General features: G+C 36.3%; 28 protein-coding genes. 19 read left to right on the forward strand and 9 right to left on the reverse strand.

Translation table 11 applies throughout. The annotated features are described in order from the left end of the window. Positions 1–13: 13 nt before the first annotated feature. The 3 genes from A5821_RS11890 to rpmH form a co-directional block, all read right to left on the reverse strand. Positions 14–841 (reverse strand): YidC/Oxa1 family membrane protein insertase, encoded by an 828-nt coding sequence (locus tag A5821_RS11890; protein WP_086314773.1) that lies wholly within the window; start codon positions 839–841, stop codon positions 14–16. A gap of 15 nt (positions 842–856) precedes the next feature. After that, positions 857–1,195, reverse strand: a complete 339-nt coding sequence (rnpA, locus tag A5821_RS11895) for a ribonuclease P protein component (RefSeq protein ID WP_086315697.1) — start codon at positions 1,193–1,195, stop codon at positions 857–859. Between the two features lie 356 nt (positions 1,196–1,551). Next, positions 1,552–1,686: a 50S ribosomal protein L34 gene (rpmH, locus tag A5821_RS11900; protein ID WP_010762140.1), complete on the reverse strand. Its 135-nt coding sequence runs from the start codon at positions 1,684–1,686 to the stop codon at positions 1,552–1,554. 641 nt (positions 1,687–2,327) lie between these two features. Here rpmH and dnaA point away from each other — a divergent pair. Both dnaA and dnaN read left to right on the forward strand, forming a co-directional pair. Beyond that, positions 2,328–3,671 (forward strand): chromosomal replication initiator protein DnaA, encoded by a 1,344-nt coding sequence (gene dnaA, locus A5821_RS11905; RefSeq protein WP_086314774.1) that lies wholly within the window; start codon positions 2,328–2,330, stop codon positions 3,669–3,671. Between the two features lie 199 nt (positions 3,672–3,870). Continuing rightward, positions 3,871–5,001, forward strand: coding sequence for a DNA polymerase III subunit beta (gene dnaN, locus A5821_RS11910; RefSeq protein ID WP_010770269.1), 1,131 nt, complete (start codon positions 3,871–3,873; stop codon positions 4,999–5,001). A gap of 78 nt (positions 5,002–5,079) precedes the next feature. On the opposite strand, the gene A5821_RS11915 is transcribed toward dnaN, so the two are convergent. Together A5821_RS11915 and A5821_RS11920 are read right to left on the reverse strand one after the other, a co-directional pair. Further along, the gene (locus tag A5821_RS11915; RefSeq protein ID WP_086314775.1) at positions 5,080–5,682 is read right to left on the reverse strand and encodes a DUF2812 domain-containing protein; all 603 of its coding nucleotides are present in this window, start codon (positions 5,680–5,682) and stop codon (positions 5,080–5,082) included. A 14-nt stretch (positions 5,683–5,696) separates the two neighbouring features. Continuing rightward, positions 5,697–6,005, reverse strand: a complete 309-nt coding sequence (locus tag A5821_RS11920) for a PadR family transcriptional regulator (RefSeq protein ID WP_086314776.1) — start codon at positions 6,003–6,005, stop codon at positions 5,697–5,699. A 340-nt stretch (positions 6,006–6,345) separates the two neighbouring features. Here A5821_RS11920 and yaaA point away from each other — a divergent pair, with 340 nt between their 5' ends. The 6 genes from yaaA to A5821_RS11950 all read left to right on the forward strand — a co-directional run bounded on the left by yaaA (position 6,346) and on the right by A5821_RS11950 (position 13,072). Further along, the gene (yaaA, locus tag A5821_RS11925; protein WP_010770272.1) at positions 6,346–6,588 is read left to right on the forward strand and encodes a S4 domain-containing protein YaaA; all 243 of its coding nucleotides are present in this window, start codon (positions 6,346–6,348) and stop codon (positions 6,586–6,588) included. Next, complete coding sequence (gene recF / locus A5821_RS11930; protein ID WP_086314777.1) at positions 6,575–7,702, forward strand: DNA replication/repair protein RecF; 1,128 nt, start codon at positions 6,575–6,577, stop codon at positions 7,700–7,702. Before yaaA ends, recF begins: the two co-directional genes overlap by 14 nt. Beyond that, the gene (gene gyrB, locus A5821_RS11935; protein WP_086314778.1) at positions 7,699–9,648 is read left to right on the forward strand and encodes a DNA topoisomerase (ATP-hydrolyzing) subunit B; all 1,950 of its coding nucleotides are present in this window, start codon (positions 7,699–7,701) and stop codon (positions 9,646–9,648) included. Before recF ends, gyrB begins: the two co-directional genes overlap by 4 nt. A 19-nt stretch (positions 9,649–9,667) precedes the next feature. Beyond that, on the forward strand, positions 9,668–12,187 hold the full coding sequence (gene gyrA, locus A5821_RS11940) for a DNA gyrase subunit A (protein ID WP_086314779.1): 2,520 nt from the start codon (positions 9,668–9,670) through the stop codon (positions 12,185–12,187). A gap of 140 nt (positions 12,188–12,327) precedes the next feature. Then, positions 12,328–12,759 carry a hypothetical protein gene (locus A5821_RS11945; RefSeq protein WP_086314780.1) on the forward strand — a complete coding sequence of 144 codons (432 nt, stop codon included), beginning with the start codon at positions 12,328–12,330 and terminating at the stop codon, positions 12,757–12,759. Between the two features lie 142 nt (positions 12,760–12,901). Further along, on the forward strand, positions 12,902–13,072 hold the full coding sequence (locus A5821_RS11950) for a hypothetical protein (protein ID WP_170923032.1): 171 nt from the start codon (positions 12,902–12,904) through the stop codon (positions 13,070–13,072). Positions 13,073–13,492: 420 nt separating this feature from the next. On the opposite strand, the gene A5821_RS11955 is transcribed toward A5821_RS11950, so the two are convergent. Then, positions 13,493–14,356 (reverse strand): MurR/RpiR family transcriptional regulator, encoded by an 864-nt coding sequence (locus tag A5821_RS11955; protein WP_086314782.1) that lies wholly within the window; start codon positions 14,354–14,356, stop codon positions 13,493–13,495. A 410-nt stretch (positions 14,357–14,766) separates the two neighbouring features. On the opposite strand from A5821_RS11955, the gene gnd reads away from it, so the two are divergent. The 9 genes from gnd (at position 14,767) to A5821_RS12000 (ending at position 22,348) form a co-directional block, all read left to right on the forward strand. After that, complete coding sequence (gene gnd / locus A5821_RS11960; protein ID WP_086314783.1) at positions 14,767–15,666, forward strand: phosphogluconate dehydrogenase (NAD(+)-dependent, decarboxylating); 900 nt, start codon at positions 14,767–14,769, stop codon at positions 15,664–15,666. A 12-nt stretch (positions 15,667–15,678) separates the two neighbouring features. Beyond that, positions 15,679–16,680 carry a D-isomer specific 2-hydroxyacid dehydrogenase family protein gene (locus A5821_RS11965; RefSeq protein ID WP_086314784.1) on the forward strand — a complete coding sequence of 334 codons (1,002 nt, stop codon included), beginning with the start codon at positions 15,679–15,681 and terminating at the stop codon, positions 16,678–16,680. A 15-nt stretch (positions 16,681–16,695) separates the two neighbouring features. Then, positions 16,696–17,802, forward strand: a complete 1,107-nt coding sequence (locus A5821_RS11970) for an iron-containing alcohol dehydrogenase family protein (RefSeq protein WP_086314785.1) — start codon at positions 16,696–16,698, stop codon at positions 17,800–17,802. A 12-nt stretch (positions 17,803–17,814) separates the two neighbouring features. Next, a complete protein-coding gene (locus A5821_RS11975; protein ID WP_086314786.1) occupies positions 17,815–18,654 on the forward strand; it encodes a PTS mannose/fructose/sorbose/N-acetylgalactosamine transporter subunit IIC in 840 nt (279 codons plus the stop codon). A gap of 20 nt (positions 18,655–18,674) precedes the next feature. Further along, the gene (locus tag A5821_RS11980; RefSeq protein ID WP_086314787.1) at positions 18,675–19,547 is read left to right on the forward strand and encodes a PTS system mannose/fructose/sorbose family transporter subunit IID; all 873 of its coding nucleotides are present in this window, start codon (positions 18,675–18,677) and stop codon (positions 19,545–19,547) included. Positions 19,548–19,568: 21 nt separating this feature from the next. After that, on the forward strand, positions 19,569–20,075 hold the full coding sequence (locus A5821_RS11985; protein WP_086314788.1) for a PTS system mannose/fructose/N-acetylgalactosamine-transporter subunit IIB: 507 nt from the start codon (positions 19,569–19,571) through the stop codon (positions 20,073–20,075). Positions 20,076–20,143: 68 nt separating this feature from the next. Beyond that, a complete protein-coding gene (locus tag A5821_RS11990) occupies positions 20,144–20,593 on the forward strand; it encodes a PTS sugar transporter subunit IIA (RefSeq protein ID WP_086314789.1) in 450 nt (149 codons plus the stop codon). Positions 20,594–20,617: 24 nt separating this feature from the next. Continuing rightward, a complete protein-coding gene (uxuA, locus tag A5821_RS11995; RefSeq protein ID WP_086315698.1) occupies positions 20,618–21,691 on the forward strand; it encodes a mannonate dehydratase in 1,074 nt (357 codons plus the stop codon). Between the two features lie 6 nt (positions 21,692–21,697). Beyond that, a complete protein-coding gene (locus tag A5821_RS12000) occupies positions 21,698–22,348 on the forward strand; it encodes a bifunctional 4-hydroxy-2-oxoglutarate aldolase/2-dehydro-3-deoxy-phosphogluconate aldolase (RefSeq protein ID WP_086314790.1) in 651 nt (216 codons plus the stop codon). Between the two features lie 484 nt (positions 22,349–22,832). Here the strand turns inward: A5821_RS12000 and A5821_RS12005 are convergent, their stop codons facing one another. Next, positions 22,833–23,204, reverse strand: coding sequence for a PaaI family thioesterase (locus tag A5821_RS12005; protein ID WP_086314791.1), 372 nt, complete (start codon positions 23,202–23,204; stop codon positions 22,833–22,835). A 34-nt stretch (positions 23,205–23,238) separates the two neighbouring features. Continuing rightward, entirely contained in the window at positions 23,239–23,580 is a 342-nt protein-coding gene (locus A5821_RS12010; protein WP_086314792.1) for a hypothetical protein, read from the reverse strand. Positions 23,581–23,756: 176 nt separating this feature from the next. On the opposite strand from A5821_RS12010, the gene A5821_RS12015 reads away from it, so the two are divergent. Together A5821_RS12015 and A5821_RS12020 are read left to right on the forward strand one after the other, a co-directional pair. Then, a complete protein-coding gene (locus A5821_RS12015) occupies positions 23,757–24,140 on the forward strand; it encodes a YccF domain-containing protein (protein ID WP_086314793.1) in 384 nt (127 codons plus the stop codon). A 290-nt stretch (positions 24,141–24,430) separates the two neighbouring features. Further along, a complete protein-coding gene (locus A5821_RS12020) occupies positions 24,431–25,948 on the forward strand; it encodes a zinc ABC transporter substrate-binding protein AdcA (RefSeq protein ID WP_086314794.1) in 1,518 nt (505 codons plus the stop codon). Positions 25,949–25,991: 43 nt separating this feature from the next. On the opposite strand, the gene A5821_RS12025 is transcribed toward A5821_RS12020, so the two are convergent. Next, positions 25,992–26,537 (reverse strand): TetR/AcrR family transcriptional regulator, encoded by a 546-nt coding sequence (locus A5821_RS12025; RefSeq protein WP_086314795.1) that lies wholly within the window; start codon positions 26,535–26,537, stop codon positions 25,992–25,994. Positions 26,538–26,641: the final 104 nt, after the last annotated feature.

The following is a 26,641-nucleotide window of genomic DNA, read 5'->3' on the forward strand; positions in this document are numbered from 1 at the left end:
GGAAAACCTCCTTTTATTTTTTCTTATTTTTTTTCTTAGGATTCATTGCTTTCTTCAATGCTCGTTCGCGTTCTTTCACTTGTCGTTCTGCTTCAGCACGCTCTTTACGGATTTTGAATGGATTATTGATCAATAATGTTTGACCCACTTGGAAAGCGTTAGAAACCACCCAATAAAGTGATAACCCGCTGGCTAAGCTCATCCCCATAACAAAAATCATAACTGGCATTACAAAGTTCATGATTTTCAATGACGCATTTGATTCGATCTGACTCATACTTGTTAAATAACTGCTGGCAAATGTAAACACAGCTGCAAGAATCGGTAGAATTAGATACGGATCGGGTTGACCTAAATTCAGCCACATAAAACTTCCTTGCTTCAATTCAGGTACACGAGAAATCGATTGATATAGTGCCATCATAATCGGCATTTGAATCAATAATGGTAAACAACCAGCATATGGGTTTACATTATTTTCGGCATATAATTTTTGTTGTTCTTCACGGAATAAACGTTGTGTTTCTGGATCTTTTGATGAATATTGTTTTTGTAGCGCTTTTAATTTTGGTTGTAATTCTTGGGTCTTACGCATGCTTTTCGTTTGGAAATGCATTAATGGTAATAAAATGATTCGAATCACTAATGTAAACAGAATGATCCCGATACCAGTATTTGCTGAAATGGATAAGAATTTGATCGCCTCAGCGAAATAATAGACAATATAGCGATCCCAAATTCCTGTACTACTTTCATTAATCGGGGCTGTTCCACAGGCAGACAACACAAAAACAAGTGTAACTAAGCCTGCCATCAATAATAGGCGTTTATACTTCTTCACAAAACTGTTCCTCTCTTATTTCAAAATTTTTGCAAGTTTTAAAACATGCGTCACGTTGCTGTGAATTTCTTCCGATGTCAACTTGTCGACGCCGGGTCTCGCGATAATAATAAAATCACAAGATGGATCGATCGATTCTTTTAATTGGTAGATCGATGTACGAACTTTACGTTTTACAGCATTTCTGACAACCGCATTCCCAATTTTTTTCCCTACGGATATCCCTACCCGAAAATGCTTTTGTTCTGGCTTTTCCAACACGTAGACGACAAATCTTCGATTCGCACAAGACTGTTTGTGTTGAAACACTGCCTGAAATTCTTTTTCTTTTTTTACTCTATAGGATTTCTTCATATGCATCCCTTTGTTTCTTTCTGTCTTTCTTTTTTGCTCACTCTACAATAATAGCATATCTCAGTCAAAATTTTCCAAATTTCAGGGAAAATGTCCAGAGATTTTGGTGATAATGACCCTAATTTCATATATTATCATTTTTTTGATTTTTTTTCACTTTTTTTCTTATGAAATAGACGTATTCAAAAGTCATGATTGAATAGATCATCACGTTTCTTTTTAATCAACTTATACTTTTGTGTGCAACAAGTTCATGAGAGAAAGCAAAGAACCCTTTATTATGTCCACAGATACTTTGTGAAGATAATAAAGGGTTCTTAGTTTAAACTTGATTCGTTATTTAAAATCAACATAGATTATGCTGAAATAACTTTTCTGCCTTTACGACGTCTGCTCGCTAATACGTTGCGACCATTTTTTGTGCTCATGCGTTTACGGAAACCGTGAACTTTTTGACGTTTGCGTTTGTTTGGTTGATACGTTCTTTTCATCTCTTGTTCCACCTCCTGAAATTGTAACTATCCATCAATACATAGACATACTTTGATAGTATAACTAGTATTGGGTAGATTTGTCAATAAATTTTCAGGAATTAATTTTTCCCTCCATCTAAATAAGTTATCCACAAAACGAAAAAGTTTAGGGATAACTTGTGGATAGTTTTTTCAACGATCTCATTCTATTTTTAGTTTCCTCCACACTTATGCACAAAAAAACAGGTTGTTAAAAAGTTATGCACACTTCGTTTTTTTGTTGTGTATAACTTTTTAAAAAGCTTGAATTCATTAGCTTTGTTTTACAGAATATGTTGTGGATAAATAAAATAACTATGAGAAATCCACCGTTTATTTCTTCTGTGTGGATAAGTTTATAACCTTCTGTGAATTTTTTTTCCACAATTCACAATTTGCCTGTGGAAAAAGTTCCGAAAAAATGCTAAAATTCTATTTGCTTATCTATTTATATTTGCTCTGCTTTTTTATATAGACAAATTTTATCTAGCTGCACAAGCCAGCGCTTCTGAAAAAAGCTAAAAATATGACCCAGGTAAAAAGGACCTTCATCATATTTTCCTATTTTTCTGTCAGAGATCAGCCGGCTTGTTCCGCTTTTAAACTAAGGAGGTCACCATATGCCCGATATGGAAAGTTTCTGGAAAGATCTAGAAGATACTTACCAATCTGTTTTGTCTGCGCCAAGTTTTGATGCTTGGATAAAAACAACGCAACCGCTAAAGTTGGAGAATAACCAATTATGGTTAGAAGTTCCTTCTGCTGTTCATAAAGACTATTGGGAAAAGAATTTAGCCGCTAAAATCGTTGAGACCGGCTTTAAATTGACTGGTGCTGAAGTGATGCCTCATTTTGTTGTTACTGGTGAAACCGAGACAATGCCTGTTCAAGAAGAAAAAAAAGCCCCTGTAACGCAAGAAAAAATTGCAGAACATGGCAAGAAAGCTTTATTGAATCCAAAGTATTCTTTTGATACGTTTGTTATCGGAAAAGGAAATCAAATGGCACATGCTGCAGCTTTAGTTGTGGCGGAAGATCCAGGCTCAATTTACAATCCATTATTCTTTTATGGTGGTGTTGGTTTAGGAAAAACCCATTTGATGCATGCAATCGGTCATCAAATGCTGCAAAATCGACCAGACGCTAAAGTAAAATACGTCAGCAGCGAAACATTTACAAATGAATTTATCAATTCGATCCAAACAAAAAATTCAGAACAGTTCCGAAAAGAATACCGAAATGTTGATTTGCTGTTAGTCGATGATATTCAATTTTTAGCAGAGAAAGAAGCAACATTAGAAGAATTTTTCCATACGTTTAATGATTTGTATAATGAAAATAAACAGATCGTACTAACAAGTGATCGGCCACCTAACGATATTCCCAAACTTCCTGAGCGTTTGGTTTCTCGTTTTGCTTGGGGCTTATCTGTTGATATCACACCACCTGACTTAGAGACGAGAATCGCCATTTTACGGAAAAAAGCTGATGCAGAACGTCTGGAGATTCCTGATGATACCCTTAGTTACATTGCAGGCCAAATCGATTCCAACATTCGGGAACTAGAAGGTGCATTAGTCCGAGTTCAAGCATTTGCCACAATCAATGGTGAAGATATTACAACAAGTTTAGCAGCAGATGCTTTGAAATCCTTAAAATCTGTCGGCAGTCAAAATCACCTATCGATTTTACAAATCCAAGAAGAAGTGGCAAAGTATTACCATATCCAATTAAAAGATTTAAAAGGCAAAAAACGCGTAAAATCCATTGTTGTTCCTAGACAAATCTCGATGTACCTTTCCAGAGAGATGACAGATAACTCTCTACCAAAAATCGGGGCAGAGTTCGGCGGAAAAGATCATACCACGGTCATCCATGCTCACGAAAAAATTCAACAATTAATGGAAAAAGATCCGACAATTCAAAAAGAAGTTGGAGAAATCAAAAACTTGCTTAATTCCTGACCTGTGGATAAAAAAGAGAAAAAGGAAAAAGTTTTCCACAAGTTATACACAGGTGGAAAACTCCTGTTTCATTTCGTTTCTAGACTTTTCCACAGAATTAACAAGCCCTACTACTTTTATTATTTATTTATATATAAATACAAAACTGTCTTAGCAAAATTAATGCTTTTAAAATCAATTAAAAAGGAGTTCAATCATTATGAAATTAACTGTAAAAAGAAATACATTCTTACAAGAATTACAAACTGTTCAAAGAGCCATTTCTTCTAAAACGACTATCCCTATTTTAACAGGTGTAAAAATCGTTTTGACTGATGAAGGTTTATCCTTAACAGGTAGTAATGCAGACATCTCTATTGAAAGTTTTCTAAGTAAAGAAGATGAAAAAGCTCAAATGACGATTGAATCTACAGGAAGTATCGTTTTACAAGCTCGCTTCTTTGGTGAAATCATTCGTAAATTACCTGAAGAAATGTTTACACTTGAAGTACTAGAGAATAATCAAGTAGCGATTACCTCAGGAAAAGCTGACTTTACTGTTAATGGCTTGGATGCAGATAATTATCCACACCTTCCTGTGATCGATGCCAAAAATCAAATTCAATTACCTGTTCACCTGTTGACAAAAATTATCAATGAAACAGGATTTGCTGTTTCTCTTCATGAAAGTCGTCCAATTTTGACTGGTGTTCACTTTATATTAGAAGATCAAAAATTATTAGCTGTTGCGACAGATTCACATCGTTTGAGTCAACGAATCATCCCTATCGAACAAGCAGCTGAAAATTTCAATATTGTCATTCCAGGAAAAAGTTTGACTGAACTTTCTCGTTCATTCACGAATGAAGAAGAAATGGTCGAAATCAGCATCATGGAAAACCAAGTACTGTTCAAAACTCAAAATATGTATTTCTATTCTCGCTTGTTAGAAGGAAATTATCCTGATACAAATCGTTTGATTCCGACAAGCTTTAATACAGAAATTGATTTTTATGTACCAGAATTATTATCAGCTATCGATCGCGCCTCTTTGTTGTCACATGAAGGCCGCAATAATATCGTTCGTTTAGCCATTGCTTCTGATTCTGTTGTTCTTTACGGAAACTCTCCAGAAATCGGTAAAGTAGAAGAACCTCTGAATTACGAAAAAGTAACGGGTGACCCATTAGAAATTTCTTTCAATCCAGATTATATGAAAGATGCATTGCGTGCTTTTGGCGATATGAGTATTACCGTTAAGTTTATTTCTGCAATCCGTCCATTTACATTAGAACCGACAGAAACAGATTTAGATTTTATTCAATTGATTACACCAGTTCGTACAAATTAAGAAAAAAGAGTGTATGAAAAACTGAAACTCAGTTTCTCATACACTCTTTTTTTGGAGTTAATATCTGGATAAGAATAATTATCCATTCTCATATTTCTTGATAAGTTTTTTTGTTTTGATTCCCATCATCATATAGTATATAGCGGCAAACATAAAAAACATCATTGGCATTATTTGTAGTAACAAAAAGAATGTTTGCATAAAAATCATTCCAAATAGTTGTAGGCCAGTATATTCCCAAAGACTTGGGGTTAAATACCAAGAAGAAATATTTTCAAAAGAAGGCTGAACGATAAAAAAGTATACAATCATTAGTCCCATCCATAACATCGCTTGATTGTATAAACGCTTATAGCGTTCATTACTTGATGAAGTATCTGAAAATATATCTAGCTCTTGATTTTCACTATTCAACGGTAAAAAAAATTGAAAACCGCTATGTTTAGTGCCGCTGATATGCTGCCAACCACTATCTTCAAATAAGGTTAGATAAGCCATATAATCAGCCTTCTTTTTGAATAGTTGATAATCAATTCTATAATTCAGAACTTTTGAGGCTGTCTTTTCAAATGTATAGATTCCCCATGCATTATATTTTACTAGTGCCCAGCCTTCATTTGCCATTTTATTTAAGTAGTGTTCTTCATTTTTTATATCAATAAATAATTTGAATTTTTTCATTTGGTCCTCCTATCCTATAATAATTGATCAGCAAGTGCTGCTAATTCTTTTAGTCGTTTCACTTCAAGTTTTAAAACATCTTTACCAGTATTTGTTAATTGATATACCCGCCGCCGCTTATCTTCTCCAGGGACCTCACAAATCAACTTTTGTTTTAATAAATTTTCTGTTGCACCATACATTGTGCCTGCCGCAATACGTACCCGACCATTACTTATTTCTTCGACTTTTTGCATGATGGCATATCCATGTGAAGGTTCAATCAGTGACAGCATAATATAAAAAGTTGTTTCTGTTAGAGGCAAGATTTTCTTAATATCCATTTATCGTACACCTTTATATCGTTATTTTTATACAGTTGAACTGTACATTTTGATTGTATATCGTCGAGCTGTATAAGTCAATTCTTTATTCAGATGATTTTCGCATATAACTATTATTTATGATAAGCAAAATGAAAATTACTGAAAAAAAATTTCAAGAGACCTAACTTACAAATTTCTCCTTAAAATGCATTTTAAGCCTTTTTTAATCGTTAGAATATTTTTTGTCGATTGCATTCAAAATTGCTTAGAAAGAAAATTAGACGGATAAATTTGTTTTTTGACGTAAAAAAGAGTATAATATTAAAGTAAAAGTGAAAACAAAAAAGAGGGATGCATTTTGAAAAAGACGATTGTTTTAGAAACTGATTATATGACACTTGGTCAGGTCTTAAAAGAAGTCGATGTTATCAGTAGCGGCGGTGCTGCAAAGTGGTACTTAGCTGAAAATAGTGTTTTCGTAGATGGGGAATTAGAGAATCGCCGCGGCAGAAAATTGTATGCTGGAATGATGCTCGAGATACCTGAAGAAGGTACTTTTTTTATGGTTAAAAAAGGCGAGGCAGTCGATGAGACTGAATAAAATCGAGGTGCAGCATTATCGTAATTATGATGGGCTGAGCTTAGATTTTCCTAAAACATTAAATATTTTTCTTGGAGAAAACGCGCAAGGCAAGACGAATCTTTTGGAAAGTATTTATGTTTTAGCAATGACCCGCAGTCACCGAACCAGTAATGAAAAAGAACTAGTTCATTGGGATTCAGATTCAGCAAGGGTCAGTGGTGTCATTGAAAAAAAGACGGGAACGGTGCCGCTTGAAATCATTATTTCCAACAAAGGCCGTAAGACAAAAGTCAATCACATTGAACAAAAGCGTTTGAGTTCATACATTGGTCAGCTGAATGTCATCTTATTTGCGCCAGAAGATTTATCGCTAGTCAAAGGCTCACCACAATTACGTCGTAAGTTTATCGACATGGAATTAGGCCAAGTCAATCCAATTTACCTATATGATTTGGTTCAATATCAGTCTGTCTTAAAACAGCGTAACCAATATTTAAAACAGCTGGCGGAAAAAAAACAGTCGGATCTTGTTTATCTAGATATTTTGACAGAACAATTGGCAGAATTTGGCGGTAAAGTCTTGTTTGCTCGTCTCGAATTTATTCAAAAATTAGAGCACTGGGCGAACTTACTGCACAAGAAAATCAGCCATGAAAAAGAAGAATTAGCGATCGATTATTTTTCAAGTATCCCATTAGACAAAGAAAATTTTTCACTGGAAGAGATCCAAAAGCAACTGCTGCAGAGCCTTCTTGACAACCGGAAACGTGAATTGTTCAAAGCAAATACTTTTTTAGGTCCTCATCGAGACGACCTGATTTTTAATGTAAATGGACAAAACGTTCAAACATATGGTTCACAAGGTCAACAAAGAACCACAGCTCTTAGCGTGAAGCTTGCGGAAATTGATTTAATGTATTCAGAAACAGGAGAATATCCTGTGTTGTTATTAGATGATGTCATGAGTGAGTTAGATAATGAACGACAATTGCACCTGCTAGAAACGATTGAAGGAAAGGTTCAGACTTTTTTAACAACAACAAGTTTGGATCATTTAAACAATAAATTAACTGTTGAACCAGATATATTTCATGTTCATCAGGGAGAGATAGAGAGGGAAGCATCTATATGACAGAAGAAGAAAAAAACATGAAAGAACGTGCACAAGAATATGATGCCAGTCAGATTCAGGTATTAGAAGGTCTTGAAGCGGTTCGTAAACGTCCTGGTATGTACATAGGATCGACGAGTTCAGAAGGTTTGCATCACTTAGTTTGGGAGATCGTTGATAATTCGATCGATGAGGCTTTGGCAGGCTTTGCGTCAAGTATCCAAGTAATTATTGAAGAAGATAACAGCATCACTGTTGTCGATGATGGTCGTGGAATCCCAGTCGGTATCCAAGCTAAAACAGGGAGACCAGCTGTAGAAACAGTATTCACCGTTCTACATGCCGGAGGAAAATTCGGCGGTGGCGGATATAAAGTTTCCGGAGGACTTCACGGGGTAGGTTCTTCTGTTGTTAATGCTTTATCAACAACATTAGATGTAAAAGTCTACAAAGAAGGAAAAATTTACTTCCAAGAGTTCCATCAAGGTGCCGTCAAAGATGATCTAAAAGTGATTGGCGATACAGACCGTCATGGTACAACGGTTCACTTTGTTCCAGATCCAGAAATTTTTACAGAAACAACGATTTTTAATTTTGATAAATTAGCAACACGTGTAAGAGAATTAGCGTTCTTGAATAAAGGATTAAAAATCTCTATTGAAGATAAACGTGAAGAAAAACCTGTCTTGAAAGAATATCACTATGAAGGCGGGATCAAGAGTTACGTGGAACACTTGAACGCGAATAAAGATGTGCTGTTCCCTGAACCTGTTTTCATTGAAGGAGAACAACAAGACATCATCGTTGAAGTATCGATGCAATATACAGATGGTTACCATACTAACTTACTAAGTTTCGCCAACAACATCCATACGTATGAAGGCGGAACACATGAATCAGGTTTTAAAACGTCATTGACGCGTGTCATCAATGATTATGCTCGTAAACAAAAGATCATGAAAGAAAATGACGAAAACCTAACAGGGGAAGATGTTCGTGAAGGATTAACAGCTGTTATTTCTATCAAGCATCCAGAACCTCAATTTGAAGGACAAACTAAAACAAAACTAGGAAATTCAGAAGTTCGTACGGTTACAGACCGTTTATTCTCTGAGTATTTCAATAAATTCTTGATGGAAAACCCAACTGTTGGGAAACAAATCGTAGAAAAAGGTCTATTGGCTTCAAAAGCCCGTATGGCTGCTAAACGAGCACGTGAAGTAACTCGTCGTAAAGGTGCACTTGAAATCAGTAATTTACCAGGTAAATTAGCCGATTGTTCAAGTAAAGATCCTGAAAAATGCGAAATCTTTATCGTCGAAGGAGATTCGGCCGGTGGATCAGCAAAACAAGGCCGTAGCCGTGAATTTCAAGCGATTTTACCAATTCGTGGGAAAATCTTGAATGTTGAAAAAGCTAGCATGGATAAAATTTTAGCGAATGAAGAAATCCGTTCATTATTTACAGCGATGGGAACAGGTTTTGGGGCTGATTTTGATGTATCAAAAGCTCGTTACCACAAACTAGTGATCATGACCGATGCCGATGTCGATGGTGCACATATTCGTACGCTGTTATTGACATTGTTCTATCGTTTCATGCGTCCAGTTGTTGAAGCGGGATACGTCTATATCGCTCAACCACCTTTATATGGGGTCAAACAAGGAAAAAATATCACATACGTTCAACCAGGGAAGAATGCTGAGGAAGAACTCGCTCAAGTTTTAGAGAGCCTACCAGCTAGTCCAAAACCAAGTGTTCAACGTTATAAAGGTCTTGGAGAGATGGATGATCATCAATTATGGGAAACAACCATGGATCCTGAAAAACGTTTGATGTCACGTGTCAGTGTTGATGATGCAATCGAAGCCGATCAAATTTTTGAAATGTTGATGGGAGACCGTGTTGAACCACGCCGAGCATTTATTGAAGAAAATGCCCATTACGTGAAAAATCTAGATATTTAATGAAGAAGGAGCAAAATTCATGAGTGAAGAAATGAAAGAGAACATTCAAGACGTCAATCTGACCAGTGAAATGAAAGAATCCTTCATTGATTATGCGATGAGCGTTATTGTGGCGCGTGCGTTACCGGATGTTCGTGATGGGTTAAAACCAGTTCATCGTCGTATTTTATATGGGATGAATGAGTTAGGTGTAACACCTGATAAACCGCATAAAAAATCCGCTCGTATCGTTGGGGATGTTATGGGTAAGTATCATCCACATGGTGATTCATCTATTTATGAAGCAATGGTACGGATGGCTCAACCATTTAGTTACCGCAGTATGCTCGTTGATGGACACGGAAACTTCGGTTCTGTCGACGGCGACGGTGCCGCTGCCATGCGTTATACCGAAGCGAGAATGAGTAAGATTGCGCTGGAGATGCTACGTGATATCAATAAAAATACAGTTGATTTTCATGGAAACTATGATGACTCAGAACAAGAGCCAGATGTACTACCAGCACGTTTTCCTAACCTTTTGGTGAATGGAACAACAGGGATCGCTGTAGGGATGGCAACCAATATTCCGCCTCATAATTTAGCAGAAGTTATTGAAGCTGCAAGTTTGTTGATGGAAAATCCAGAAGCAACAACGAATGAATTAATGGAAGTATTACCTGGACCAGATTTCCCTACGGGTGGTTTAGTTATGGGTAAATCAGGTATCCGCCGTGCCTATGAAACAGGTCGAGGTTCGATCACGATTCGTGCAAAAGTTGAGATCGTTGATATGCCAAACGGCAAAGAACGTATTCTAGTTTCAGAGCTGCCATACATGGTCAACAAAGCGCGCTTGATTGAACGGATTTCAGAATTACATCGTGAAAAAAGAATCGAAGGAATCACTGATTTACGAGATGAATCCTCTCGTGAAGGAATGCGTATCGTTATCGATGTTCGTCGTGATGTGAGTGCTTCTGTTATCTTGAATAATCTGTATAAGATGACGGCATTACAAACTTCTTTTGGGTTTAATATGTTGGCAATCGAAAAAGGAATTCCTAAAATTCTAAGCTTGAAAGAAATTCTTGAAAATTATATAGAACACCAAAAAGAAGTCATTACACGTCGTACAGAATTTGATAAGAAAAAAGCTGAAGCACGTGCTCATATCTTAGAAGGTTTGAGAATTGCTTTAGATCACATTGATGAGATCATCGCAATTATCCGAAATTCAAAAGCAGATGATGAAGCAAAAGCCGCTTTAATCGAACGTTTTGAATTTTCTGATCGTCAAGCACAAGCGATTTTAGATATGCGTTTACGCCGTTTAACAGGTTTGGAACGCGATAAGATCGAAAATGAGTACCAAGAATTATTGAAATTAATTGCTGATTTGAATGATATTTTAGCGCGTCCAGAACGTGTTATTGAGATCATCAAAACAGAACTTGGTGAGATTCATGATAAATATGGTGATGCTCGTCGTACAGAATTATTAGTCGGTGAAGTTCTAAGTCTAGAAGATGAAGACTTGATCGAAGAAGCTGAAGTTGTTATCACACTAACAAACAATGGCTATATCAAGCGTATGGCGAATAGTGAATTTAGAGCACAACGCCGTGGTGGTCGTGGTGTTCAAGGAATGGGTGTTCATGATGATGATTTCGTGAAAAACCTTGTTTCTTGTTCAACCCATGATACGTTATTATTCTTTACGAATAACGGGAAAGTTTACCGTGCTAAAGGATATGAGATTCCTGAATATGGTAGAACGGCTAAAGGAATTCCAGTGATCAACATGCTAGGGATCGACTCTAGTGAGAAGATCCAAGCGATCATCGCTGTTGAAGGACAAGCAGAAGAAGGACATTATCTATTCTTTACGACTCGTAAAGGTACCGTTAAACGTACAGCAGTTAAGGCATTCTCTAACATTAGAAGTAATGGTTTGATTGCGATTGGTCTAAAAGAAGATGATGAGCTAGTCAATGTTGTCTTAACCAATGGTGAACAAAACATGATCATCGGAACGCATAACGGTTATTCTGTGACATTTGCTGAAACAGCGGTTCGTGATATGGGCCGTACAGCATCAGGTGTGCGTGGTATTCGTCTAAGAGAAGATGACTACGTCGTAGGAGCCTCTTTATTGGACGCTGACACGGAAGTACTGGTGTTGACGGAAAATGGTTACGGTAAGCGGACAAAAGCCTCTGAGTACCCTGTGAAGGGCCGTGGCGGTAAAGGAATCAAGACAGCTAACATTACAGCGAAAAACGGACCACTAGCAGGACTTACTACCGTTCGTGGTGATGAAGATATTCTAGTGATCACCAATAAAGGTGTAATTATTCGTTTCAATGTCGATTCAGTTTCTCAAACAGGACGTGCCACATTAGGTGTTCGTTTGATGAGAATGGAAGATGATGCAAAAGTTGTAACGATGGCCGTTGTTGAGCCAGAACCAGACGAAATCGTTGAAGAAGTTGAAAGTGTGGAAACAACAGTGATTGAAACTGAGACGCTAGATACAGATACAACAACAGAAGAATAAATTGAAAAGAAGAACATCTTAGCGGAAGGCCGAGATGTTCTTCTTTTTACTAAATTTAAAAAAAACATAATATCGTTTCGCTTTGTTTTGAAAAAAAGTATGATTATAATAGGAGTAATAAGAAGTGAGAGGTAAAAATGATGACACAAGAAAAATTATTACTATCAAAAACTTTTTCAAAACAATTAAATATTGGAACAGCATTATCTAACTTTCTTGAAAATATACTAGAAATATTCGGAGGGAAAACGACGGTTTATGAACGGAGACCCATTACTTTTTCTGAATATCTGTATGTAGAGATGATCACTTTTTCAAATGGATTTCAAATTCGGACAAGTCTGAAAAGAAATCCAGAAACCTTTGAAATCGAAGCTTTTGCTTATTCAGAGCCAAATCACGTTTATTTATCAAATTTAACCTCGGAAGAACTAACTCTAATGTACCAACTTGTCAAAAAAGAAAGAGAAAAAATCATGAATCAAAAATATGCGGAAGTAGATCAAAGAGAATTGGATGTAATGTCCTCTTTATTGATGAATTTAAAAGTTATCACTGGTGAAATAATTTAGTTAAATGAGAATGTGACTTGTAGCGTTATGTCCTAGCCTAAAAACATGACAATTGTCATGTTGATTCCTGACAAAAGCTTCTATTTGTCTGGAGCTGAATCCGTCATAATAAGCTTATCAACTAATTTAGGAGCGAATAAATATGACAAATCAAAATGAAAAAATCGAAGCATTAAAAGTAGAAAACGAAAATTTAAGATTACGTTTAGCAACGATGAAGGAAGAAAACAAAGCGGACTGGAGTTCATGGATTTGGGTTTTAGTACCTGTAACAGGAATGTTGATCGGATTAGTAAATACGATTTTTACTTGAAATTAACGCTATAAAAGATATGCTGAAGCAACTAATAATACAAACATAGAAATAACTAACCATAAAAACAGTTTGTTACTAAGTTTTTTTAAATTCTTTTCTTTTATATGATCGTATGATGCAATAAAAAACGCTCTTATACGAATGAAAAATGCAGACAGTGCTACAAGGAACCAAATGACCATTATTAAACTGATTAAATGAAACATTTTCAACTTCAACCTCCCAAAAGTATATTATAGAGTAACAATGATTATATAATCAAAAGAATATGGGAGATCGTTAGAGTTGTTGAAGAAAAATAAAAAAAACACATCCTCATTGAAATTTTATGCTCGAATATCGAGTGTCAATTTTTTATGAAAAATGTGTTTTTTTTTATTTTTGAAGGATATATAGTGATAATCAATGCGTAGATCTCTACGTAGTACTAATATTGTAGCGAATCTTTTTTAAAGAATCGGCATTTTGATCAAAATTATGATACATAATATTGGTGTATAGGATATCCATAACGGTTAAATAACTGATTCTAGAAGCTAATGATTCAGCACGAAATAGTCCTTCTTCCGTTACAACGATAATAGCTTCATCTGATAATCCAGCTAATTCTGAACCACTGTTGCCGGTTAAAGTGATAAGTTTTGCCTCGGTTTTTTTTACCTGCCGAGCTAGGTTAATGGATTCCTTTGTCTTGCCAGAGTGAGAAAAAATAAACACACAATCTTCACTAGTCAGCTTAGTAACAAAGCTTAACTGCATATGATAGTCAAAGATATAATTACACCGATATTTGGTGCGAATAAACTTATGAAAACTGTCAAAAGCAACAATAGAAGAGCCACCTTGTCCAAAAAAGTGTAAGGTTTTCGCAGAATACATTAGTGCCAAAACATTGTCCAATAACTCTTTCGTTAAAAACTGCGTGGCATTACTTAATGAATATATATTGGCTTGTAAGACCTTTTTGGCAATATCGATACTATTATCATCTGGTAAAATATCATCTGCGCCATTGACGGAATTGATGTTCTGAAAGGTCGGTTGATAATTGGAATTTCGAGCAATATCAATCTTAAATTCCTGAAAACCAGAATAGCCAATGTTTTTAACGAATTGATAAACGGAAGATTGAGAAACACCGATTTCATTCGCTAGATTTTCTAACGTCATCTGAGTCAATAATGCTTCTGATTGAACAAGATACTCTGAAATTTTTTTTTCTGTAATACTTAAACTTGGTCGTTTTATCCGAATTCGCTGGTCAAGGTAATGATTTTTCATAAGGAAGTTCCTCCAATCTTTCAACCTTTTTTACAAAATGAATGCCTTTTTATGATTAGCATAGACTTATTATAGAGAAAAAAAATTAGAATTACAATTTCTCATCTCGTCTAAAAAAAATAAAGTCTTAAAAAAAGGGGTAAAAAAATAAACAATCTTTTTTCTGAAAAATTTATAAAGCCTTGAAAAAATCTTGAAGAGAGAAAATGAAAATAAGGAAAAATGTTCGAGCTGAGCATCGTTGTTTCCTTTCTTTCACATGAAAACAGCAAAAAAAACAGTGTTATTTTCCTCCTGTAAAAAGCGAATTTTCTTTAAAAAATAAAAAATATTTTTTATTTAATGTATGCATTTACATTTTTTTTTTTATCTATTATGATGGGGGTATCAAAAAGGCAGGTGAGTAAAAAATGATTATTGGATTTATTGGTCTTGGGAAGATGGGGTTGAACATGGCATTGAATGTTCAAGCACAAGGCTGGGAAATAATTGGCTATGATGTAAACAACGAGGCAAGAGAAACAGCGAATCAAAAAGGACTTTCGGTAGCAGATTCTTTAGACAGTTTATTGAAAGCGCTTAATAAAAAGAAGGTGATATTTTTAAGTACACCAGCTGGAATGATCACTAATCAATTGGTAGCAGATCTTACAGAAGTGTTGGGGGTAGGAGATATCATCGTAGATAGCGGTAACTCAAATTTTCATGACAGTGTATCGAATGCAGAGAAAGCCAAAGTAAAAGGCATTTACTTTATTGATTGCGGCACTTCTGGTGGTTTAAAAGGAGCTCGTGAAGGAGCCTGTTTAATGGTTGGTGGTGAAAAAGAAGCGGTGGTTGTGTTGGAACCTTTTTTTAAAGATTTAGCTTGTGAGAATGGCTATCTTTATGCAGGAAAATCAGGAGCAGGACACTACTTAAAAATGGTTCACAATGGCATCGAATACGCGATGATGCAAGCAATGGGTGAAGGCTTTAACTTGTTAGAAGCCTCGGATTATTCATTTGCATTGGATGAGGTGGCGAGTGTTTGGAACCACGGCTCAATTATCGAAGCACGTTTGATGGGATTAGCAGCTGATATTTTTTCAGATGATCCAACATTAGCCAGCTTAGAAGGAAAAGTTGCTTCAAATGGGGAAGCGAAATGGATGATCGAAGAAGCATTACGTTTAGAAATGCCTGTTCCAACAACAGCATTGTCGTTGTTCGTTCGTAACGAAAGTATGTTAACAAATCATTTTTCTAACAAGGTAGTAGCCTCCTTACGTCGAGGCTTTGGTGGTCATGCGGTTGTAGAAAGTCAGTAAAGGAGCCTAACTATGTCAAAAGAACAGAAAATCGCAATAGTGAATTCAAGTAGTTTTGGTGAAATTTTTCCAGAACACCTAGCTCGATTAGAAAAAATTGGAGTCGTTGAACATTTTATAGTAGACAGTGAAATTGGTGGTAAAGAGTTAGCTGAATTGCTGCATGGATACACGATGATTATTGCCAGTGTTACTCCGTTTTTTACAGCAGAATTTTTCCAATACAAAGATGAACTGCTATTAATTTCTCGTCATGGCATCGGCTACAATAACATTGATTTAGAAGCGGCGAAAAAACACAATACGATTGTTTCTATCATTCCAGCATTAGTTGAACGAGATGCTGTTGCTGAGAATAATATCACGAATTTATTAGCTGTTTTACGACGGACAGTCGCAGCAGATTCCAGCGTCAAAGCAGATCAATGGGAAAAAAGAGCCCAATTTGTTGGTCGAACATTGTTTAATAAAACAGTGGGTGTTATTGGGATTGGTAATACAGGGAGTTGCGTGGTTGAAGCATTGAGAAATGGTTTTCGTTGTGAAGTGTTAGCCTATGATCCTTATAAATCGCAAACGTATATACAAAGTTATGGGGCGAAAAAAGTTGATTTAGACACATTACTAACCTCTGCAGATATTATCTGTTTATGTGCCAATTTAACAGACGAAAGCTACCATATGATCGGTGAAACAGAAATTGTAAAAATGAAAGACGGAGTTTATCTCTCGAACAGTGCACGTGGTGCATTAATTGATGAAAAAGCAATGATTCAAGGTTTGCGTTCAGGGAAAATCGCTGGATTTGGTACAGATGTTTTAGAAGAAGAACCTGGTCGAAAAAACCATCCGTATCTCTCTTTTGAAAACGTAGTAATGACACCCCATACATCAGCTTATACGATGGAATGTTTGCAAGCGATGGGGGAAAAATGTGTTCGAGATGTGGAAGATGTTGCAAAAGGTGTTTTACCGCAACGAGCCGTTCAAGCAGATAGTCGTTATGTCAGCTAAAAGAGGAGGATGAAGATGTTAACAGATTTAAAAGTCAAAGTGGGACCGCAATTTTATCGTTACCATGAAGGAGCATTAGATACTGTCCCGCAATTATTGGAAGAATATCATGCTAAAAGAATTTTAGTGGTTCATGGTTCACTATCTTTTGAAAAAGCCCAGCCATTTTTAACTTTTTTGTCAGATGAGCGTTATCGATTTTTTTATCATTCTTATACAGGTGAATGCAGCTATTATGGGGCAGAGTTGATTGCAGATCAGATCAAAAGCCATGAGATCGACTTTATGATTGGTGTCGGTGGCGGTAAATTAGCTGATTTGGTCGGTTATGCAGCACATCTTAATGATTTGAATTTTGGTGTTATCCCAACTTTGGCGAGTAATTGTGCTCCTTGGACACCTTTAGCAGTGATGTATAAAGAAAATGGTGTAGCTGAAGGAAAAACAGAACATTTCTTTCGACAAGCGGCATTTTTAATGACAGATCCGCGATTGGTCATTGATGCGCCTCGCGATTATTTTATTGCAGGATTAGCCGATACCTTAGCGAAATGGTATGAATCAGAAAGTATTTTACGACAAGAAAAATTACAAGACGAACCGTTTTTAGAATTGGCTGGCGCAACGGCTAAGCTTTGTCAGGAAGCTATTATGCGTGATTCAGTCACTGCCTTGAACGCCATGGATAATAGAAAGGTAACGCCAGAATTTGTTCACCTTTCAGAAATCATTTTTGCGGTTTCAGGATTAGTCGGTGGGTTAGGTGATAAATACGCCCGAAATGCCGCTGCACATGCGATGCATGATGCAATGAGTAAGTTTTTATCAAACAGTCATGATTTCTTACATGGTGAAAAAGTCGCCTATGGTATTTTTTATCAATTAGCATTAGAACAAAAGTGGTCGGTAATTGACGACTTAATCCCTTTTTATCAAGACATGCACTTGCCTATGTCGCTAGAACAAATGGGGTTATATCCAGAAGATACAGATATTTTGCAAGCTATGGTTCAATTTATTGATTCAAAAGAAAAGGTTCATTTAATTCCGATCGCTATTTCTGAAAAAACGTTGCATCAAGGAATTGAAGACCTAGAAAAATATATCCGAGAACAAGGATAAGAAGGAGGAACTATGGAAACTTTAAGTGTTTTACAAAGTTTGATAATGGCGCTTTGGGTAGCAGCAATTATGTCAAGATGGCTTGGAGGAGGCGCAACGTTAACGTTACGTTTTTCACCTTTAATGACTGGATTAGTTGCTGGTTTAGTGATGGGGGATGTGCCAAAAGCAATGGTTGTTACAGCGGCACTGCAAATGATCTATATGGGGGTGTTTTCTCCAGGTGGCTCTATGCCGGCGGAACCATCGATTGCCGCAGCGATCGCAGTTCCTGTTGCTTTATTAGGAAACTTAAAACCAGAAGCGGCGATTGCTGTAGCAGTACCTGTGGGACTTTTAGGAAGTTATTTGTATCAATTCCGTTTCTTTATTAATACATTTTTAGGAAAGTATACTGACCGAGCAGTAGCAGAGTTAAACTCAAAAAAAATTGCGCGTTCGATCATCTGGTACCCAACGATTGCATCATTTATTTTATTCGTTCCGTTAGTGTTTTTTGCTCTTTATTTAGGTGCACCAGTGATTGCAGATATTATCAAGGCATTAGAAGGAACAGTGGTTATTCATGTATTAGAAGTAGTCGGCGGCGGGCTAGCGGCGATCGGGATTGCGACAACAGTTTATGTTATTGGACGTAAAGACTTCTTGGTCTTCTTCTTCCTAGCTTATTTCATGAGTATTGTCTTTAAATCATTAGAAATCACGATGGTGACTTATGCAATCTTCGGTGTTATTATCGCGTTAATTTTTGTTCAAGTTCAAAAAGGCAAATCCGTTGTGACAGAAAGTGCTGTTTCTAACCATTCATCTGCCGATTTTGATGATGACGACGATTACGATGACGGATTTTAGGAAAAAAGGAGGAACTAAAAATGACGGAAACAACAGAAAAAATGGTCCCGAAAACAACGGCTTTGGCACCAGAAGAAATTACAAATAAAGATGTAACAAAAGCTTATCTTCGTTGGCATTTTGCCAATGAAATTCCACATTCATTTGAACGTTATTTGGCACCATCATTGCTTTACGCAATGATGCCACTTTTGAAAAAGCTATACAAAGATGATGAACAATTAAAAGCGGCTTACATGCGTCAGCTACTTTTCTTCAATACGCAGTTAAGTTGGGGCGGTGGTGTCATTACAGGGTTGATGGCGTCAATGGAACAAGAACGTGCTAAAGAAGAATATGAAAAACGCGAAATCATGATGCAAGATGATTTAATGTATAACACCAAAGCTGGTTTGATGGGCGCTTTGGCGGGGATTGGAGATGCGATCGACTCTGGAACTGTGCAATATATTTTCATCGCCATTGCGGTTCCGTGGGCACAACAAGGAAGTGCATTAGGGGCGATATTTCCATTTATCGCATTCGCTTTATATCAAGTGTTATTAGGTGTTTTCTTTGCCAGATCATCTTTTAAAATGGGTCGAAATGCAACGGGTTTAATGCAAAGTGCAGGGATTCAAAAGGCAATTGAAATGTTGTCTGTTCTCGGTCTGTTTATGATGGGGATTTTGGCTGGAAACTATGTCAAAGTTTCTTCAACATTACAATTTAAGCTTTCTGGGCGTGAATTCGTTGTTCAAGAGATTTTGGATCAAATTGTACCAGGACTATTACCATTAGCAGTTGTGATGGGGGTGTATTGGTTCTATACGAAAAAAGGTCTAAAAGTAACGCAAGCATTATTGTGGCTCACAGGTATTTTAATTGTTTTGGCCGCAGTTGGTATTTTATAAAAAGAAGAGGACGTGAAAAAAATGGGTGTAGTAAATTTAGCACGTGTGGATGAGCGTTTGATCCATGGACAGGTAATGATGACATTATCACAAAAGAGTGGTGTTAATTCAATTTTCGTAGTGGATGAGATTGTGGCAAAAGATAAATTTATGCGGGATTTATACAAAAGTGCGGGTAGCCGCACTGGGCAAAAAACAATTGTTGTTACGCCAGAAAAAGCTAAATTTTATTGGGATGAATACAATTTCAAAGAGTATAACTGTATTTTAATTGCTAAAACCGTTGGGGTTATTTACGACTTGGTAAAACACGGGGTGCCGATGAAAGAATTAAATATCGGTGGAATTGCACAAAAAAATCCAGAGAAGGATTTATTCGTTACTAAATCAGTCTATTTAAACAAAGAAGATGCTGAAAAATTAAAAGATATGCACGATAACTACGGGGTAGAAGACATTTATTTCCAAGCAACACCCGCCGCAACAAAAACTAGTTTAAAAGACGTATTAGGAAATTTTGACTTGTAAAACAAAGGGAAAGATAGACCATTTTAGGTCAGTTAAATAGCCTCAATAAGATTACAGGAGGAACAAGTATGCTAGGAATTGTGATTGCGACACATGGCGCACTAAGCGATGGAGCAAAAGATGCTGCTACAGTTATCATGGGAGCAACAGAAAATATTGAAACAGTAAATTTAAATAGTGGAGATGATGTACAAGCATTAGGTGAGCAAATCAAAAAAGCGATTGAAACAGTGAATCAAAATGCTGGTGTGCTGGTCTTAGTTGATTTACTGAGTGCGAGTCCATACAATCAAGCTGTTTTAGTCATTAATGAATTAGAACCAAATACTCAAAAAGATATTTATGTCGTTAGCGGCACGAATTTACCAATGGTTTTAGAAGCTATTAATCATCAAATATTGAGGACACCTATCGCTGAAGCAGCTCAAGCTGTTGTAGCACAAGGAAAAGAGAGTGTACAAGCGTGGGATATATCCATGATAACAACTGAAATTGATGATGATGAGGATGATTTTTAATGGAGGAAGCAAAGGATGAGTGCAATGAAATGGGGATTTAGATGGTATGGCACTGAAGGAGATGCCATTCCGTTAAAACATATCCGACAAATCCCAGGAATTACTGGAATCGTTGGAACATTATTAAATAAACTGCCAGGAGATATTTGGTCTGTAGAAGAAATCCAAACATTAAAACAATCCGTTGAAAAAGAAGGGTTAGAATTACTAGGAATTGAAAGCATAGCTATTCATGATGCGATTAAAGCTGGTACACCTGAGCGGGATTTGTATATCGATCATTATATTCAAACATTACGTAATCTAGGAAAATGCGGGATTTCGTTAGTTTGTTACAGTTTTAAGCCTATTTTTGGTTGGGCCAAAACGGATTTGGCTTACGAAAATGAAGATGGCAGTTTATCTTTACTTTTTGACCAAGCTGTTGTGGAAAATATGCAACCAGAAGATATGTATCAATTGATTCATAGCCAATCGAAGGGCTTTCGTTTACCTGGTTGGGAAGAAGAACGGCTGCAACAATTTCAAGAATTAAAAGCGATGTACGAAGGGGTCACAGAAGAAAAATTAGTTGAAAATCTACGCTATTTCTTAGAAAGAGTAATTCCCGTTTGTGAAGATGAAGATATCAAAATGGGGATCCATCCCGACGATCCACCTTGGGAAATCTTTGGTTTACCAAGAATTACCAAGAACTTAGCCGATTTGAAACGAATTTTATCTTTAGTCGATTCACCAGCAAACGGCATCACTTTTTGTACAGGATCTCTTGGTGCAGATCCAACCAATGATTTGCCTACCATGATTCGTGAAATAGGTGACAGAATTAATTTTGTTCATTTTCGGAATGTAAAATATTTAGGAGATCATCGATTTGAAGAAACAGCTCATCCAAGTGTTGCAGGTTCTTTAGATATGTCCGCCCTGATGCAGGCTTTAGTTGATGTAGGGTACGAAGGGGTGATTCGTCCAGACCACGGTCGCGCAATCTGGGATGAGAATGCGATGCCAGGTTATGGTTTATATGATCGAGCAATGGGCTTAACGTATATTCAAGGGCTTTATGAAGCAACCAAAGCAAATGAAAATAGGAAGTGACAGAGAATGATGATAGATGTGGAAAAAAAAGAGCTAATGTACCAAACGTTAGCCGATTGCAAATTGTTGCCGCTATACACAGCAACAGATTTAAGCTACTTACCACAAGTAGAAGAACTGTTACTAAGAAATGAGCTACCGTTCATTGAAGTCACGTTTCGAAGCGACTTAGCATTGGAAGCCATCAAACAATTAGCCGCTTCTGGGAAATTAATTGTGGGTGCTGGTACTGTTCGTACGTTACAAGAAGCCAGAGATGCTACCAGTAATGGTGCTCAATTTATTGTGTCGCCAGCCATTGTTCCAGAAGTCATTGAATTTTGTTTAGAAAGAAATATTCCCGTTTTTCCTGGAACGGCTACGCCTCGGGATATTCAACAAGCATTAGACTTTGGGTTACATGTGGTGAAATTTTTCCCAGCAGATATATATGGTGGGTTAAAAGCGATTAAAAGCTTAAGTGGTCCTTTTTATGATGTGAAATTTTTGCCAACTGGTGGGATTCATGAAAGCAACTTTTTAGAGTATGTAAACGCTGAGGAAATCATAGCTGTTGGTGGCTCCTTTATTTTATCAGAGAAAATGATCCGCGAAGATGTAGAATCTGCAGACGAGCATCTTCAGCAGTTGGTACAGTTACTGAAAAAAGCGAAATAACCGAAACAATAAAGAGTAACCTTTACGTATTCAATTAATAAAAATAGTGGGATAAAGCATATTAATTATTGATAGAAAGTTGAATAAACACACTAAACTAGAGGAGCTTGGACCATACGTTCTAAACCGAAATCCAGATACCAGTCAATTTGATGGACATCTGGATTATTTTTGTACAAAAATATGAACACCTTTACTAGAATAAAAGTAACGACTCAATCAAACTAGCGAGGTGTTTTTATAGTTAAACGTTATACCGAAAATCAAGTTCTTCTTCCTCTAGATTTTAATTTTCCGGTAGAAAAAATTACCATAGATGAGCTGATTGAGCGTATTCTTGAGGAACGCGCTAGCTTTTTTCATCATCAAATGGGTTCATCTTTTCACCATTCGCATGATGTGGCTCACTCAAAGTTCTCAACCTAGCTATGAACCATCAATCGTTTTTGTTTGGAGAAAAGATTATTGTTCCACACTCCTATTTTTATTTCTCAATTTTGCGGCTCATTAGTGTACAACGACCAACAGCTGTCAACTCCTCTGAAGCATTAAAAATTTTTCCTTCCCAAACTTGAACAGTTTGTCCAATTCGATCTGCTGTTGCGACGACCGTTAATATGCCGCTAGGTACGCTTTTTAAATGGTTGATTTGAAGGTCGATACCAACTGCATAAGAAGTTTCATCCAGCTGTTCATTTGCTCCTAAACTGCAGGCTGTTTCAATCAAAATACCATTCATTCCTCCATGTAAAATGCCATAAGGTTGTTTATGGAAATCTTCTATTTTCATGGTTAGAACTACTTTTTCTTTAGATAGCTCAGTTGTTTCAATGTTCAAATAGTCTAATAAATGCATAATCACCCAATCCTCTCTTTTTTTAAGCAAATCATTACTGGATCGATTCCAGAAAAGCAATCACCTTATCTAGATTCAACTCATGATAACTTAAAGAATCAAAATAGAATACTTTTTCTCTTGGATAATCTTTTAGATCAAATTGTTTTTGCAGTCCTGGGACACAAATAATAGCATCCGCTTCTGGAGTAATAACGTCGATATCTGCGATGGAGTCATCTAAAACGACGAGCCAGTGACTATTCTTTTTTTCAAGTGTCTGGTTTAGCTTAGTGACTAATTTATTTTGTTTAAACATGCCTAGAACGTTTCCATCTGGAAGTATGTTTTTTCCAAACATTGGTGTACTTTGATAGACTATGATTGCTGTGCTCATAAAAAAATCTCCTTTGGGGCTAATAATGAGGTTCTTAATAGTAATAGTAACGAAAGTATTAAGTGTTCACAAGAAAATTTATATGATTTAATCATTTTATGCATAAAGAAAAAGAATGTTTTTGGATTTTATAGTATAATTTCTATTTAAAGTATAAAGAAGGCAGGGATCAAGATATGGGTTGTCTAGGAAATATTATTTGGTTCATTTTTGGTGGTTTTTTTGGTGGATTGACTTGGCTTTTAGCAGGAATTCTGTGGTGTATTACGATCGTTGGGATTCCGATTGGACTGCAGTGTTTCAAACTAGCAGGTTTAAGTTTTTGGCCCTTCGGTAAAAAAGTTGTGTACAGCACAAGTACGACCTCATTCTTAGTAAACATTCTTTGGCTAGTATTCAGTGGATTTTGGTTGGCAGTAGGACATTGTGTCAGCGGAATTATTTTATGTGTAACGGTCATTGGAATACCATTTGGGATGCAGTCGTTTAAATTGGCTAAATTGGCATTGATGCCGTTTGGTGCACAAGTCGTTCCTACGAACAGTATTTATATGGAATAAGAATAAAAAATAGAGAGTGTGAGATAATAATCAGATTTTTTTCTGACTATTGTCTTACGCTTTTTATTTTGGTTTTATACTTTCTTGGTCTCTGTTCGTCTCTTGACAACGATAACAAAAATTGTTATATTCTCATGTGATTAAAACGTAACCATTACGTTTTGTGTTGTGAGAATCGTAAAGGAGTGGTCTGATGAGTAATTAGTTTTTATTACAATAATGTGTTTTTCACACTAGCAATTATCTTAAGATACACTAGATCATAAATAAAACGATTGAGGAGATCAGAAATGAAAAAGAAGTTACGACTTATTAGCGTAGGGCTATTTTTACTAGGAATTATTTTAACAGCTTGTACCAAACCAAAAACGGAGACAAAAGAGAATAAAGATCAAAAACAATTAACGATTGTCACTTCTTTTTATCCGATGTATGAATTTACTAGAAATATCGTTGGTGACGGTGGTGAGGTTACGTTAATGGTTCCAGCAGGAACAGAAGCGCATGATTACGAACCTTCTGCAAAGGACATCGCCAAATTACAAGATGCGGATGCCTTTGTTTATAATAGTGAATATATGGAGACTTGGGTACCTAAGATGGAAAAATCACTAAAGAATGTGACGAGTATCAAGGCAAGTGAAGGGATGGTTCTTTTACCTGGGAGTGATGATCACGATCATTCAGCAGAGGGAAATCACGACGGGCATTCTCATGACTATGATCCTCATGTATGGTTAAGTCCATTTCGAGCAATCAAAGAAGTTGAAACAATCAGAGATGAATTGAGTAAGCATTTCCCAGAGAAAAAAACGACATTTACTAAAAATGCGGCAGATTATATCGAACAATTAACGGAGCTTAATGAACTGTATGAGAAAAAGTTGACGAATGCTAAACAAAAAAATTTTATTACCCAACATACAGCTTTTTCTTATTTAGCTTTAGATTATAACTTAAAACAGGTACCAATTGCAGGAATTTCTCCCGATCAAGAACCGCAGCCTTCTCGGATTGCAGAACTGAAAAAACTAGTGGAAGAAACAGGGATCAACTATATTTATTTTGAAGAAAATGCAAATGACCGAGTAGCGAAAACCTTAGCAAACGAGACAGGTGTTGAATTACTTGTTTTAAATCCGTTAGAAGGTCTTACAAATGAGGATATGAAAGCAGGCAAAACGTATATTAGTGTGATGAAAGAGAATTTAGAAGCACTGATAAAATCAACAGAAGTTACGCCTAAAAAAGAACTAACTGAAGCTACTGTAAACAAGACGGTTTCAAATGGCTATTTTGACGACAAGGATGTTAAAGACCGTGAGCTTTCTGATTATGCTGGTGAGTGGCAATCGGTGTTTCCTTATTTAGAAGAGGGCATGTTTGACCAAGTATTTGACTATAAAGAAAAACGAACGAAAAAAATGACGGCAGAAGAATACAAAGACTATTATCAGAAAGGGTATCAAACAGACGTAGATCGAATTGATATCAGTAAGGACACCATGACTTTTATAGTAGGGGATAAACAGTACTCGTCGAAATATAAATACGTAGGAAAAGAAATCTTAACTTATAAAGCAGGAAATCGTGGAGTTCGCTATTTATTTGAAGCCACAGAAGACACGCCGTATAAGTATGTGCAATTTTCAGATCATGGGATCGCCCCTTCAAAAGCAGCACATTTCCATATCTATTTTGGTGATGAAAGTCAGCAAAAATTATTGGAAGAAATGGACAATTGGCCTACGTACTATCCTGTTGGTATGACTGGATTTGATATTGCACAAGAGATGCTGGCACATTGATACTAATATAAATCATTAATGATTGTCTCATTTTTATTTTTGATTATATATTTCTTTGAACAAGTTTTCCGACTTGTTGGGCTACAATTGCTGTATCACCATTGATCTCTTCTAGAACAAAAGATTCAATGATCCCCATCACAGCAATTCCCAAAAATTTTAAGAGAATTTCTTGATCGATCATTTTGTTGCTATCAGATAGTGGGTAGATTTTTTTCTTTAGTTCCCCCATCGTAAAATCTAGTAACTTTTTTCGAAATGAAAGTGTACTGTTACTTTTAAACAGCGCTTTAAAAAAATCTTTACGTGCATCAAAATAGTTAAACCAGATAATTGTTCCTTCTATCAATTCTTTTTCTTGTTTTTGATCACAAATTATCCGTAACTCAGATAAGTGCTCATCGACAAGTTGTTCTAAAAGATCAAATTTATCTAGATAGTGCAGGTAAAAGGTTTTTCTAGCAATATCTGCTTGTTCAGCAATGTCTTTTATCGTTATTTCGTCAAATCCACGTTCCATTAATAAGTTTACAAAGGCTACCCGAATCGCTTGTTTTGATTTTAGAATTCTTCGATCGATTTTACTCATAGTCATTCTCCTAGACTACACATTTTTGAATAAGTGTGTAGTAAGTCTCATTTTTCTTTTTTTGGTTATTGAAAAGTATTTTTCTGCATTTTATTATACTAGAG

Origin of the sequence: Enterococcus sp. 7F3_DIV0205, assembly GCF_002141365.2 — a bacterium.
GTDB classification, from domain to species: Bacteria; Bacillota; Bacilli; order Lactobacillales; family Enterococcaceae; genus Enterococcus_L; species Enterococcus_L palustris.

Bases quoted from the DNA above. Each gene is read 5' to 3' on its own strand.
- A5821_RS11985 (WP_086314788.1), top strand. From the start codon at position 19,569: ATGGGTGTAGTAAATTTAGCACGTGTGGATGAGCGTTTGATCCATGGA.
- A5821_RS12020 (WP_086314794.1), top strand. From the start codon at position 24,431: ATGAAAAAGAAGTTACGACTTATTAGCGTAGGGCTATTTTTACTAGGA.
- A5821_RS12015 (WP_086314793.1), top strand. From the start codon at position 23,757: ATGGGTTGTCTAGGAAATATTATTTGGTTCATTTTTGGTGGTTTTTTT.
- gyrA (WP_086314779.1), top strand. From the start codon at position 9,668: ATGAGTGAAGAAATGAAAGAGAACATTCAAGACGTCAATCTGACCAGT.
- A5821_RS11975 (WP_086314786.1), top strand. From the start codon at position 17,815: ATGGAAACTTTAAGTGTTTTACAAAGTTTGATAATGGCGCTTTGGGTA.
- A5821_RS11980 (WP_086314787.1), top strand. From the start codon at position 18,675: ATGACGGAAACAACAGAAAAAATGGTCCCGAAAACAACGGCTTTGGCA.
- gyrB (WP_086314778.1), top strand. From the start codon at position 7,699: ATGACAGAAGAAGAAAAAAACATGAAAGAACGTGCACAAGAATATGAT.
- A5821_RS12025 (WP_086314795.1), bottom strand. From the start codon at position 26,537: ATGAGTAAAATCGATCGAAGAATTCTAAAATCAAAACAAGCGATTCGG.
- A5821_RS11965 (WP_086314784.1), top strand. From the start codon at position 15,679: ATGTCAAAAGAACAGAAAATCGCAATAGTGAATTCAAGTAGTTTTGGT.
- A5821_RS12010 (WP_086314792.1), bottom strand. From the start codon at position 23,580: ATGAGCACAGCAATCATAGTCTATCAAAGTACACCAATGTTTGGAAAA.
- A5821_RS12005 (WP_086314791.1), bottom strand. From the start codon at position 23,204: ATGCATTTATTAGACTATTTGAACATTGAAACAACTGAGCTATCTAAA.
- rnpA (WP_086315697.1), bottom strand. From the start codon at position 1,195: ATGAAGAAATCCTATAGAGTAAAAAAAGAAAAAGAATTTCAGGCAGTG.
- A5821_RS11955 (WP_086314782.1), bottom strand. From the start codon at position 14,356: ATGAAAAATCATTACCTTGACCAGCGAATTCGGATAAAACGACCAAGT.
- recF (WP_086314777.1), top strand. From the start codon at position 6,575: ATGAGACTGAATAAAATCGAGGTGCAGCATTATCGTAATTATGATGGG.
- rpmH (WP_010762140.1), bottom strand. From the start codon at position 1,686: ATGAAAAGAACGTATCAACCAAACAAACGCAAACGTCAAAAAGTTCAC.
- A5821_RS11920 (WP_086314776.1), bottom strand. From the start codon at position 6,005: ATGGATATTAAGAAAATCTTGCCTCTAACAGAAACAACTTTTTATATT.
- A5821_RS11945 (WP_086314780.1), top strand. From the start codon at position 12,328: ATGACACAAGAAAAATTATTACTATCAAAAACTTTTTCAAAACAATTA.
- uxuA (WP_086315698.1), top strand. From the start codon at position 20,618: ATGAAATGGGGATTTAGATGGTATGGCACTGAAGGAGATGCCATTCCG.
- A5821_RS11970 (WP_086314785.1), top strand. From the start codon at position 16,696: ATGTTAACAGATTTAAAAGTCAAAGTGGGACCGCAATTTTATCGTTAC.
- dnaA (WP_086314774.1), top strand. From the start codon at position 2,328: ATGCCCGATATGGAAAGTTTCTGGAAAGATCTAGAAGATACTTACCAA.
- A5821_RS12000 (WP_086314790.1), top strand. From the start codon at position 21,698: ATGATGATAGATGTGGAAAAAAAAGAGCTAATGTACCAAACGTTAGCC.
- A5821_RS11950 (WP_170923032.1), top strand. From the start codon at position 12,902: ATGACAAATCAAAATGAAAAAATCGAAGCATTAAAAGTAGAAAACGAA.
- A5821_RS11990 (WP_086314789.1), top strand. From the start codon at position 20,144: ATGCTAGGAATTGTGATTGCGACACATGGCGCACTAAGCGATGGAGCA.
- A5821_RS11915 (WP_086314775.1), bottom strand. From the start codon at position 5,682: ATGAAAAAATTCAAATTATTTATTGATATAAAAAATGAAGAACACTAC.
- dnaN (WP_010770269.1), top strand. From the start codon at position 3,871: ATGAAATTAACTGTAAAAAGAAATACATTCTTACAAGAATTACAAACT.
- gnd (WP_086314783.1), top strand. From the start codon at position 14,767: ATGATTATTGGATTTATTGGTCTTGGGAAGATGGGGTTGAACATGGCA.